Source organism: Polaribacter tangerinus, assembly GCF_038024095.1.
Classification (GTDB): Bacteria; Bacteroidota; Bacteroidia; order Flavobacteriales; family Flavobacteriaceae; genus Polaribacter; species Polaribacter tangerinus.
This window is the reverse complement of sequence record NZ_CP150668.1, coordinates 77,106-89,694: the sequence shown is the minus strand read 5'-3', so window position 1 is coordinate 89,694 and position 12,589 is coordinate 77,106. Positions and strand designations below refer to the sequence as shown.

The 12,589-nt window shown below is 31.0% G+C and carries 11 protein-coding genes; 7 read left to right on the top strand and 4 right to left on the bottom strand.

Annotation, left to right across the window (positions count from 1 at the left end; genetic code table 11):
- Window positions 1–71 precede the first annotated feature (71 nt).
- Together WHD54_RS00390 and WHD54_RS00385 are read right to left on the bottom strand one after the other, a co-directional pair.
- Window positions 72–1,721, bottom strand: a complete 1,650-nt coding sequence (locus WHD54_RS00390; protein ID WP_088322697.1) for an amidase family protein — start codon at window positions 1,719–1,721, stop codon at window positions 72–74.
- An 81-nt stretch (window positions 1,722–1,802) separates the two neighbouring features.
- Window positions 1,803–4,034, bottom strand: a complete 2,232-nt coding sequence (locus WHD54_RS00385) for a TonB-dependent receptor (RefSeq protein ID WP_088322696.1) — start codon at window positions 4,032–4,034, stop codon at window positions 1,803–1,805.
- A gap of 203 nt (window positions 4,035–4,237) precedes the next feature.
- Between WHD54_RS00385 and WHD54_RS00380 the strand changes: the two genes are divergently transcribed.
- The 3 genes from WHD54_RS00380 to WHD54_RS00370 are packed head-to-tail and all read left to right on the top strand — an operon-like array spanning window position 4,238 to window position 6,566.
- Window positions 4,238–5,062, top strand: a complete 825-nt coding sequence (locus WHD54_RS00380; protein ID WP_088322695.1) for an ion transporter — start codon at window positions 4,238–4,240, stop codon at window positions 5,060–5,062.
- Entirely contained in the window at window positions 5,059–5,985 is a 927-nt protein-coding gene (gene miaA / locus WHD54_RS00375) for a tRNA (adenosine(37)-N6)-dimethylallyltransferase MiaA (protein WP_088322694.1), read from the top strand. Before WHD54_RS00380 ends, miaA begins: the two co-directional genes overlap by 4 nt.
- Window positions 5,986–6,044: 59 nt before the next feature.
- Entirely contained in the window at window positions 6,045–6,566 is a 522-nt protein-coding gene (locus WHD54_RS00370; protein WP_088322693.1) for an OmpH family outer membrane protein, read from the top strand.
- Between the two features lie 70 nt (window positions 6,567–6,636).
- Here the strand turns inward: WHD54_RS00370 and WHD54_RS00365 are convergent, their stop codons facing one another.
- Window positions 6,637–6,864, bottom strand: a complete 228-nt coding sequence (locus WHD54_RS00365; RefSeq protein WP_088322692.1) for a hypothetical protein — start codon at window positions 6,862–6,864, stop codon at window positions 6,637–6,639.
- A 37-nt stretch (window positions 6,865–6,901) separates the two neighbouring features.
- Complete coding sequence (locus tag WHD54_RS00360; protein WP_198943127.1) at window positions 6,902–8,296, bottom strand: MATE family efflux transporter; 1,395 nt, start codon at window positions 8,294–8,296, stop codon at window positions 6,902–6,904.
- A gap of 132 nt (window positions 8,297–8,428) precedes the next feature.
- Here WHD54_RS00360 and tpx point away from each other — a divergent pair, with 132 nt between their 5' ends.
- From tpx to WHD54_RS00340, 4 genes are read left to right on the top strand one after another with little or no spacing between them, the layout of a single operon-like run.
- On the top strand, window positions 8,429–8,926 hold the full coding sequence (gene tpx / locus WHD54_RS00355; protein WP_088322690.1) for a thiol peroxidase: 498 nt from the start codon (window positions 8,429–8,431) through the stop codon (window positions 8,924–8,926).
- 8 nt (window positions 8,927–8,934) lie between these two features.
- Entirely contained in the window at window positions 8,935–9,315 is a 381-nt protein-coding gene (locus tag WHD54_RS00350) for a diacylglycerol kinase family protein (protein ID WP_088322689.1), read from the top strand.
- Between the two features lie 44 nt (window positions 9,316–9,359).
- Window positions 9,360–11,846, top strand: coding sequence for an FtsK/SpoIIIE family DNA translocase (locus WHD54_RS00345; protein ID WP_088322688.1), 2,487 nt, complete (start codon window positions 9,360–9,362; stop codon window positions 11,844–11,846).
- A 32-nt stretch (window positions 11,847–11,878) separates the two neighbouring features.
- Entirely contained in the window at window positions 11,879–12,535 is a 657-nt protein-coding gene (locus WHD54_RS00340) for a LolA family protein (protein WP_088322687.1), read from the top strand.
- The last annotated feature ends 54 nt before the right edge of the window (window positions 12,536–12,589 follow it).

The following is a 12,589-nucleotide window of genomic DNA, read 5'->3' as shown; positions in this document are numbered from 1 at the left end:
TTATTTATTGATTTTATTCACTTGTTTTAAACGGCTGCAAAAATAGTTCTTTTGAACAACATAAATTCTTTCTACTGATAGTTTTTAGGCATTTTTCTACTATTTGTAAATTGCTCAAATGCATATCCTATTTCTAAAAGCTTTCTTTCTGTAAAAGGCTTTCCTATAAATGTTAAGCTAACAGGTTCGCCAGACTTTCGGTATCCCATTGGCACAGTTAATGTTGGGTATTTTGCAACTGCAGCGTATGAAGAATGATAATTGTTAATAGATAAAATGGCAGTAACGCCTTCTTTTTCTAGGCTAGATAAATATTCTTTACCTGAGGTAGCAAGGTTATTTTTAATAACTGATAGGGTTTTTAAACTCGTGGTATCGGCTACAATACCATGTAATAATTGCTGACCATAAGGCGCCCTTAACAAACTATCTTTACTATTAAAATCGGTAACATCTTTAACAGATTGTAAAGAAATATTTTTTGCTGCAGCATTAGAAAAGTAATTTGGTAAATCGTGCTTCATATCTATATTTAACAATGTTATAAAGCCGTTTAAAGGAACTGAACTTGGTTTTTCTTCAACCAGCTCTACTCCCATTTTCTTAAATTTATCTATGCTAGCTGCATAAATTGAATCTTTCATCAGCGACGCTAAAAAAACAAGCTTCACGTTTTTAATACTTTTAGAAAAACCCTCTTTAAAGTAATCTTCTTTTAGCTCTTTTGATGCGCTATCACTTTTATCGTAACCTCTCATTGCATTCATAAAAATGGCATTGTCAATAACACTCTTAGTCATGGGTCCTGGCGTATCCAAAGTACTAGAAATTGGCACGATACCTGTTCTACTAAAAACACCAATAGTGGGTTTTAAACCTACCACAGAATTTAAACTAGAAGGTGAAGTTATAGAGCCAGAAGTTTCTGTTCCTACTGCAGCTACTGCAAAATTTGCTGCTACTGCAACACCACTACCCGAAGAACTTCCACCAGTCTCAAAAACAGCTCTACCATAAGGATTTAAGGTTTGACCACCAACGGCAGAATATCCTAAAGGACAGCCAGAGCAGAAAAAATAAGCCCATTCACTTAAGTTTACCTTCCCTAAAACCAACGCGCCATTTTCTTTTAATTTTTCTACAATAAAAGCATCTGTTGTTTGCTTATTGTTAGCTAATGCTAATGCACCAGCTGTGGTTGGCATACCAATTGTATTGATATTATCTTTTAACAGAATTGGCATACCGTACAAAGAGTTTTCTGTATTACTAGGCTTATTTTTGTCTCTTAATCTTGCTTCTTTTAGTACCGATGGATTTATAGAAATAATACTATTTAAACTTAAAAGGCTATCGCTCTCAAACTTTCTAATTCGATATAAATAAAACAGTGTAAGTTTTTCGTAAGAAAGTTTGCCGTTTTGTATTTGTTGTTGTAAAAATGGAATGTCTTTTTCTAAAATAAGTGGTTTTAGTTTTAAGTATTCTGATTCCGAAAAATCAGACAAAGCATCATTAAAAGGCTCATAAACAGTATTTAAATCTAAATATTTCGATTGAAACATTGTAAACTGCATCCTTTTTTTAGGGTGATTTTGCTGTTTCTCGACCGCTAATTTTTCATCATACTTCTTAAAATAAACTACGGGTTCACTAGATGAATTTGAACTACAAGACCATAACCATAAAGAAACTAAAAATACTAAAACCGTTTTTTTCATTGTGATAAAGATTTAAAACTCAAAGATACCAAATTGATTCTTTTAAATTTTAGCAACTTTACATCAACAAATAATTAGAAGTTAAAACTGATATTTAATACTTGCTCTTGCAAAAAATGGAGTTCCTGGTGTAAAATGTATTTCTTCTACTGGCAGTGTTTCGTTTTGCAATCTAGAATTTGTGGCGAATTGTGTTTCGTTCCAATTGGTATCAAAAATATTATCAACAGCAATACCAAATGTAGTTTTACCTAATTGATAATTGATATTGAAATCTGCTACAAAATATCCTTCAGCAATAATAGAATTATCCTCATTTGCTGGTCTATCGTCTATAAAACGATATCTAAATCCTCCAGAAAAATTTCCTAAATTATTAAAAGAAAGTCCACCAGCAATAGTTAAATCTGGTGCTAAAGGAATAAAGTCTTCTCCTTTTATTGCCTCTAGACTTCTCGCTTTTGTAATGGTTGCATCTGAGTCTATATACAACCAATCGGTTAATTGGTAGCGAAAACCTATATCCAATCCAAAACGTTCCGATTCTCCAGAAGGCTCTACTATACCAGCATCTCCAACATACACAAATTCCTCTTCAGAAAACAAATACCAGGCAGCTGCATTTAGCACGAATTGATTGGCAGGTTTCCAAATAGCCCCAAAATCTACCCCATAAGCTCTCGGTAAAACTTTGTCTGCTCCTTGTTGTAACACAACTCTTGCATCGTTTGAATGAAAACCAATTCCAGATTTTAAAAACCACTGAATTGACTGGTTAGGAGTGTATAAAAAATTTAGTTTCGGATTTACAATGGCTTTCGTTTTAGACAGTGTACTGTAATTAGTCGTTAAAACATTGTTATAATTAAATTTAAAGTAATCGAAACGAAGTGCTGGAGAAATTTTAAATTTTCCAATCTCAAAATCTGCATTTAAAAAGGCATACATATTGTTTTGCCTTACATCTCCAGATTGAATTTCTTCAAGAATTTCGGTTCTATTTTTAGTTCTTAACAATTGGTTATCGTTAATATTATCGAATCTAAAACCTGCACCTTTTGTGAGTTTAAAGGTAAAATCACCCAAATTATTATTGCTTAAAATCTGAGCATTTGCTCCAAAGATAGCTCTATCTTCGTGTTGCTTTATTTGGTCTCCGTTTATTGGATCTTCCAAAAAGAATGTAAAATTAGAAAATAGTTCAAAATCGTATTTAGAGTAAAAAACATTAGTTGTAAAATAAGAATTGTCTGCTATCGTTTTACGATATTGAATATTTATATTCGTTCTAGAAGTTGTTCCTCCTTCAGTGTCATCTATAGCACCAAATCTAGATATTGTGCCATTTTTAACAGCTCTCTCGGGAATTTGTCCTGAGGCATCCCAAGTACTTGTAAAATGAGAAGCACTTACCGATACTCTATCTGTTCCTTTTAAAAAGGTAGTATATTTTCCAAAAATATTGAATCTGTTAAAGTTTTGTGACGATTCGAAAGGCCCATCTGTATTTATATTTTCTAGCGCTATGTAAGCACTTTCTTGTTTTTTATCTTCAAAAAGATTTACCAACGCAACAATTCTATTAGAGTTAAATTGACCCGACTCAAATGATAAAAGATTATTTTTTAATGTAGTTTTGGAAGAAAAATTTACATAACCAGCGGTGTTAAAATCGCCGTTTTGAGCATAATAAGGACCTTTACCGAAATCTATTTTTTGAATTGTTTCTGGAATAACAAAATGCAAATCGCTATATCCTTGCCCGTGTGCATGTGAAACCATATTTACAGGCATCCCATCAAAATTTAACGCTACATCTGTTCCGTGGTCTACATCAAAACCACGTAAAAAAAGCTGTTCTGCTTTTCCTCCTCCAGCATGTTGACCAATAATTAAGCCTGGAACTTTTCTTAAAATTTCTTGAGAATTATTTACTGGATTTACTTGCAAATCGATATTCGAAATTGTTTGCATTGCATTAATTTCATTTCTAAGCACCAATTCATCCAATTGGTAAAATGTAGTTTCTAATACAATTACAACGCCTTCTTGTAACATTTGATTTGTAACTGTTACCGCTCTTTTTTTGTAACCAAGAATACTCATCTCTAAAACAGTACCTAAAGTAATATTTTCAATCAAAAAATAACCATTTTGATTGGTATGTGTATGGTAATTATTTTTTTTATTGATGATATAAACATCTTCTAAAGGTTCGTTAAAAGAATTTACGACATTCCCTTTTAAAATTTGTGAAACTGCAGCAAATGTTATAAACACAAACAATAGTGAAAAGTATCCTTTATATTTCATGAATTAAAAATTTAAATGCGAAAATAATTAATAAATAAAAAATGTTTAGGTCAATAATCGTAAAAAATATAATATACCAAACTTTAACAAAAAGAATATGTCATATTGATTTAGGATATAGAAAAGTATAGAGAAAGTTTGGAGTTCACATGAACATCTAATGAAATATTTGTAATATTGTAAACGTAAAAATTAGACACATTTTGAGTAGTTCAAAAAAGAATTTAAGCTGGAAACATCAACTTCATGAAATTATTTATGAAGCAGATACCAAAAAAGGTAAAATTTTTGATGTCATTTTATTTACAGCAATTATCACCAGTATTTTACTGGTAATGTTAGAAAGTATAGAAAGTTTTGATACAAAATATCATGCTTTTTTAGATATTGGCGAATGGGTAATTACCATCCTTTTTACCATAGAGTACATTATGAGAATAATTGCCATAAAAAAGCCATTAAAATATATATTTAGTTTTTATGGAATTATAGATTTATTGGCAACTTTGCCAAAATATTTATCATTTATATTTGTTGGTTCCCATCACTTAGTAGCTTTAAGGGCCTTACGCCTATTAAGAGTTTTTAGAATTTTAAAATTGGCAAGATATATTGGTGCCTCAAATAAGTTGTTGGTAGCCATAAGAGCTAGTAGAGCAAAAATTGCTGTTTTTATGTTTTTTGTAATTATTTTGTGCATCATTTTAGGAACTGTTATGTATATGGTGGAAGGGGCAGAAAATGGTTTTACAAGCATACCAAGAAGTGTTTATTGGGCAATTGTAACTCTTACCACAGTTGGCTTTGGAGATATTTATCCGCATACACCATTAGGGCAATTAATTGCAAGTATAATTATGATTTTAGGATATGGAATTATTGCCATTCCTACAGGAATTGTAAGTTCAGAAATGACAAGAACCAACAATTTACCAACAAATACACAAGCTTGCCCTAATTGTTTAAAAGACTCCCACAAAGAAAATGCTATTTACTGCTATCATTGCGGTAGTACCTTAAACGAATGATTACAAACAAACTACCTACATTAATTACCATTGTTGGACCAACAGCTATTGGTAAAACCGCCATGAGTATTCGACTGGCAAAAAACTACCAAACAGCAATTGTTTCTTGCGATTCAAGGCAATTTTTTAAAGAAATGGCTATTGGAACAGCGGTACCCGAACCTAACGAATTGGCTGCTGCAAAACATTATTTCATACAAAATAAAAGTATTTTTGATTCGTATAATGTTGGCGAATTTGAAAGAGATGCTCTGGCAAAAATTACAGAATTACATAAAAATAACACAAATTTGATAATGGTTGGAGGAAGTGGTTTGTATGTAGATGCTGTTTTAAAAGGCTTAGATTATTTTCCTGAAATATCACCAAAAATTCGTGACGTACTTACCCAAGAATTGCAGGAACATGGAATTGAGGTTTTACAAAAAAAACTAAAAAAGTTAGATATTGAAAGTTATCAAACAATAGAACTTCAAAATCCGCATAGGGTAATGCGAGCTTTAGAAATTTGTATTGGTACAGGAAAACCTTACTCCGTTTTTAAAAACAAACCAAAAAAACCTAGAAATTTTAACAGTATTAAGATAGGACTGCTTGCCGAAAGAGAAATTATTTACAACAGAATTAATGAACGAGTAGATATAATGATACAAAACGGTTTAATAGAAGAGGCCAAAAAATTATATCAATACAAAAATTTAAATGCATTGCAAACTGTTGGCTATAAAGAACTTTTTATGTATTTCGAAGGTAATTATACGTTAGATTTTGCTATTTCAGAAATAAAAAAGAATACAAGAAGGTTTGCCAAAAGACAATTAACCTGGTTCAAAAAAGATTCAGAAACTCTGTGGTTCGACTATAAAACACCCTATGAAACTATTGTTACTGCTATTGATGCAGAAAAAGAAAAATTTAAATAATTAATTTCTAGCTTTTGTAATTCATCTGCTTTTTTATCTTTGTGGCTTAAACTTAACTCATGAAATTAAACATTATTACTTTATTTATTTCCCTAATTTGTACAATTACTGTTGCTCAGAACAAGGTTGGAACTATAGACAGCGATTACATTATTAATAATATGCCAGAGGCAAAAAAAGTAGTAGATCTCGCGAAAGAATATGGTGCAAAATTAGACTCTTCCTTTAGTATTAAAGTAGCAGAATTTAAAGAAAAGCTTGATGATTATAAGCAAAAAGAGAGTGAAATGAACGATCTTGAAAAGCGTGTAATTCAGTCAGAATTATCTGCGTTAGATCAAGATATTCAAAAATACAAAAAAAACGGAACTACTTTAATGGGATTAAAGAGAGATGAGCTAATGCGTCCATTATACAAAAGACTTAATGATGCCATTGCTTCGGTAGCAAAAGAAAATGGATATTCGCAAATTTTTACAACTACAGGAAACCAATTTGGGTATATCGATTTTAAATATGATATTACTGATTTGGTGATAAAAAAATTAGGAATCGTAATTACAGAAAATAAACAAGAATAAATTTACTTCTCAATAAAAATGCCTTGTATTTACATAATTACAAGGCATTTTTTTATTAAAATTATTCTTATTAATCTTCATATTTCTTCATTTCTTCATCGTAAAAATTTCCAGCTTTATCCATTAAATCGGCTAATTCTGTTGTTATATCTTCTTCTTTTTCTCCAGTTAAATCTTCAAACCATTCTATTTCATCATTTTTTAAATTCATCATAAAACGAGGAAACTCTGTATGCAATACAAAAATATCATCTGGGTAATTGCTATTATCTGCAAGTAAAAACTTTGGTAAATCCATTAACTATTGTTTAAAAAATTAATTTGTATTTATCTATTTATGTTAAAGAAACATTTTCTTGTTTTTCTCTAATAAGCCTTAAAGTTAGCGAATTAAATCTTATATAAAGTAATATTGAAGCAGTTGTTAAACCGGCCAACAAGCCTAACCATATGCCAAAACTACCATACATATTTTCTTTTCCTAAAAAATAAGAAACAGGAAAACCTACTATCCAATAAGAAACAAAGGTTAAAATTGTAGGTATTTTCACATCTTGCAAACCTCTAAGCGCCCCTAAAACAACAACTTGTATACTGTCTGAAATTTGAAAAAAAGCAGCTGCCAATAATAAATTTGATGCAATAGACAACACTTCGATATTGTCTTTATAGTTAAGTGTATCTTTTAAATCTACATAAATATATGGCAAGCTCTCATGAAAAATGAAAAACAAAAGCGCAAAAAAGACTGCAAAAATAACACCCAATAAGAAAATTGAAAAAGCAATTCTTCGCAATTCTCTATAATTTTGCAATCCTTTTTGATTTCCAACCCGTATCATAGAAGCAACACTTAGGCCCATTGCAACCATAAATGTCATAGAAGATAAATTTAAAGCTATTTGGTTTGCAGCTTGAGGATTTTTACCAAGAAGACCGCTAAGCCAAATTGCTGATGTAAAAATAGCAACCTCAAAAAACATTTGCATTGCGCTTAATGAACCGAGGTTTATAATTTTTTTTATCATCAAGAAATCCAAAGAAAAGAATTGAATATTTTTTACAATCTTAAAACTTCTATTGTTAAATCTTAACTTTACCCACAAGTATATAACCATCACAAATCTAGACACTAAAGTTCCGTATGCTGCTCCTACAATACCCAATTCTGGAAAACCAAACTTACCAAAAATAAGTAGGTAGTTTAAAATTACATTTATAATATTTGCCAACAATGTTGCATACATTGGATATTTTGTCATAGACATTCCGTCGCTAAACTGCTTTATTGCTTGGAAAATTACCAAGGGAATTAGTGAAAAAGCTACTAAATTTAAATACGGAATTGCAAGCGCAACAACCTCATCTGGCTGCTGCATTAAAAGCATTAATGGCTTGGAAAAGAATATCAGCAAAAATAATAGTATTCCTAAAGTAGTACACAAAAAAAGTCCGTTTTTGTAGGCAGACCTTGCTTGTTGTAAGTTATCTGAAGCATCTGCCTCGGCAATTAAAGGCGTTATAGCGGTAGAAAAACCAATACCGATAGACATTGCAATAAACATAAAACTATTTCCTAAAGAAACTGCTGCTAGTTCTGCAGTACCTATTTGACCTACCATTATATTGTCTATAAAACTCACAAATGTATGGCCCAGCATGCCTAACATTACAGGAGCTGCTAGCTTCCAATTATATGCGAACTCTTTGGTATATTGCGAAATAATCAATGTAATTTTATTTATTTTGAGTTTGCGAAGATACATATTTCAAAGCACAGAAATGAATATGAACTAATCTGTTTTTGAGTAATTATTTTCAATAAAAATAGTTACTTTTGAAAAAACTAAATTCTAAAAGATATGGCACAAATTACCCTAAAAGGAAATGCAGTTAACACAGTTGGTAACCTACCAGAAATTGGTTCAAAAGCAGCAGACTTTAGTTTGGTTTCTGTAGGATTAGAAACTAAAAGTTTAGCTGATTTTAAAGGAAAAAAAATTGTTTTAAACATTTTTCCTTCGGTAGATACTGGCACTTGTGCTACATCTGTAAGAGAATTTAACAAAAAAGCAGCAAACTTAAATAATGTGGTTGTATTGTGTATTTCTAGAGATTTACCATTTGCTCAAGCGCGCTTTTGTGGTGCAGAAGGCATCGAAAATGTAGTAATGCTTTCCGACTTTGCCACAGGTAAATTTGGCAAAAATTATGGTTTAGAAATTAGTAACGGTCCGTTAGCAAACTTGCACTCTAGAGCCGTAATTGTTATTGATGAAAACGGATTTATTACCCACACAGAGCAAGTTTCTGAAATTGCAGACGAACCAAACTATTCTACTGCATTAAAAGCGATTTAATATTTAGTATGAAAAACTCAAATGATAGCTTTGTAAAAGGAAGGCTAAAAAGTTTAAAATACGCGTTTAAAGGTGCTTGGCTACTAATTACTACAGAAGATAGCATTAAAGTTCAAATTGCTTTTGGAATTATTGCAAGCATTTTAGGATACTACTTTTCTATTTCTACTACCGAATGGATGCTACAGTTTTTGGCTATCGGTTTGGTGCTCGTTGCAGAAGCTTTAAATACTGCTATCGAAAAAGTTGCCGATTTTGTTCATCCAGATTTTCATGTTAAAATAGGATTTATTAAAGATATTGCTGCTGGAGCACCTACATTTGCGGCAATTGTTTCACTAATAATTGCAGGCTTAATATACATACCAAAAATCAATTTATTATTTTAGCTGCAGTTATTAATTGCTAAAATTAAAATATTAGAAAACAGTTCATGGCTAAAAAGAGAATCAGCATAAAAAAATCAACTGGTACATCCCCTAACTCTGAAAATAAATCAACATTTTTTGCTTTTTTAAAAACAAAACAGGCACAAACAATTATTGGTGTTTTTTTAATGTGCTTTGCCTTATTTTTATTTGTTGCATTTGTTTCTTTTTTCTTTAATTGGCAAGAAGACCAAAGTATTCTGAACAAATTATCAGATAAATCAATAAAAAGTAGTAATTGGTTAGGTAAAATTGGCGCCAGTTTAAGTCATTTTTTTATATATGATGGTTTCGGTATTGCTGCTTTTATAGTAAGCTTTCAACTATTCGTCACCGGAGTTTCTGTTCTTTTCAAACGCAAACTTGCAAAAATGGTAATTTCTTGGAATTGGGGTTTAGTTGCCATGCTTCTCATTTCTGTAACTCTAGGTTTTTTACATAAAAAGTTAGCCGTTTTATCTGGTATTATTGGCTTTGAAATTAATGAGTATTTACAAACTTTTATAGGTAAAACAGGACTTATTATACTACTAATTTTCTTTTTTATAAGTTATATTGTTGTTAGATATAAACTTACTTTCGAGCATTTTATAGAAAAATATAAAGCCCGTAAAGAAAATAAAAACACTGCAGAAAAACCCTTTGAAGAAGACACTCATAATCAGCATCTTTTAGATGATGAAACCCAAATTACTTCAAATGAAGACACTAGTAATTCAGCACAATTAGAGGTGTCACAAAAATCAGAATTTGAAAAATCTGTTATCGACCTAAAGCCTACTATCTCTAACTATTCTGATGTAACAACACAAAAAGAAGACGCATCACTTTCTGAAGAAGAGAATTTAGAACCTGTTCTTAAAATTGATAATAATGATAACAATGAAGAGTCAACAAACGAAAAAGAAGTTGCCATAGATGTTGCTATCAGTAAAGATGAAGAACTGAGTACAGAAAATTTATCTGATAAAATTGTTAAAGATTTTGGCGAATTTGATCCAACTTTAGAACTTTCTAATTTTAAATTCCCTTCTTTTAATTTATTAAAACAGTACAACGAAACAATTTCTATAGACCCAGAAGAACTAGAGGCTAACAAAGACAGAATTGTAGAAACTTTAAAAAATTATAAAATTGGTATTGCAGAAATAAAAGCAACAGTTGGCCCAACAATTACTTTATATGAAATTGTACCCGAAGCAGGTATAAGAATATCTAAAATTAAAAATTTAGAAGACGATATTGCACTCTCTTTATCTGCATTAGGAATTCGAATTATTGCTCCAATACCAGGAAAAGGAACTATTGGTATAGAGGTGCCGAATAAAAAATCTACCATTGTTTCGATGCATTCTGTTATTTCGTCTAAAAGATTTCAAGAATCTCCTATGGAGCTTCCTATTGCATTAGGAAAAACAATTTCAAACGAAACTTTTGTTGTAGACTTAGCAAAAATGCCGCATTTACTTATGGCAGGTGCAACAGGACAAGGAAAATCTGTAGGGCTTAATGCAGTTCTTACATCATTGTTGTACAAAAAGCATCCTGCAGAAGTAAAATTTATTTTAGTAGATCCGAAAAAGGTAGAACTTACACTTTTTAATAAAATTGAGCGTCATTACTTAGCAAAATTACCAGATGTAGAAGACGCTATTATTACAGATACCACAAAAGTTGTTCACACACTAAACTCTTTATGTATAGAAATGGACAACCGTTACGACTTGTTAAAAGCTGCAATGGTTCGAAATATTAAAGAATATAATGAAAAGTTTAAGAAACGAAAATTAAACCCGAATGAAGGGCATCAATTTTTACCATACATTGTTTTGGTTATTGACGAATTTGCAGATTTAATAATGACCGCCGGAAAAGAAGTTGAAACCCCAATTGCACGTTTAGCTCAATTGGCAAGAGCTATTGGAATACATTTAATTGTAGCAACACAAAGACCTTCGGTAAACGTTATTACAGGTATTATTAAGGCAAATTTCCCAGCCAGAATAGCTTTTAGAGTTACCTCTAAAATTGATTCTAGAACAATTTTAGATGCAGGAGGTGCAGACCAATTAATTGGTAGAGGAGATTTATTGTATACCGCCGGAAATGATATTGAAAGAATTCAATGTGCTTTTGTAGACACACCAGAGGTAGAAAAAATTACCGATTTTATTGGCTCCCAAAAAGCCTATGCAGAAGCATATCAATTACCAGAATATGTAGATGATGAAAGTGGCACAAGTATTGATATTGATATTGCTGATAGAGATAAATTGTTTAAAGAAGCTGCAGAAATTATAGTTACAGCACAGCAAGGATCTGCATCTTTACTACAAAGAAAGTTAAAATTAGGCTACAACAGAGCCGGAAGATTAATAGACCAGCTAGAAGCTGCAGGAATTGTGGGAGGCTTTGAAGGTAGTAAAGCAAGACAAGTATTGGTACCTGATTTAATTGCCTTAGAACAATTATTAGAAAATGAACAACAATAAATAATAGTAATAAACTAGTAATTTTAATTCACATGAAAAAAATAGTATTCTTATTATTCATCATTAGCACATACACAAATACCTATTCTCAAAACTCTGTTCAAGCAAAAAAAATGCTTGATGAAGTTTCTACTAAAATGAGTGCATACAAAAATATGTACATTGGTTTTAGTCAGACATTAAGTAATGAAGATGCTGGTATAAAAGAGGGCGATGAACCACCAATTCGTGGAGAAATAAACTTACAAGGAGAAAAATACAGCTTAAACTACTTAGGAAACCAGTTTATTTTTGATGGTAATAAATTACACATTATCAATAACGATGAAAAAGAGGTTTCTATTACCGAAGGAGATTTAGGAGGCGAAGATGGTTTTATATACCCTTCTAAACTATTAACTTTTTACAAAGAAGGCTACAATTTTAAAATGGGAAAATTAAAAAATATCAAAGGAAGAGATATTCAGTTTATTACATTAAACCCCATAGACAGTAACTCTGAAATAGTAAAAGTAGAATTAGGTATAGATGCTAAAACAAAGCATATTTACAAATTAATCCAAACCGGAGAGAACAATGCTAAAACAACCTTTACTATTGATACTTTTAAAAAAAATGAAAATTTAGATAGCAGTCTATTTTCTTTTAACAAACAAAAGTTTTTAGACAAAGGATATATTATTGATTAACAATTTCAATTAACAGAAAATTAGTAGCTAAATTAATTTTAAGAAACTACTTTT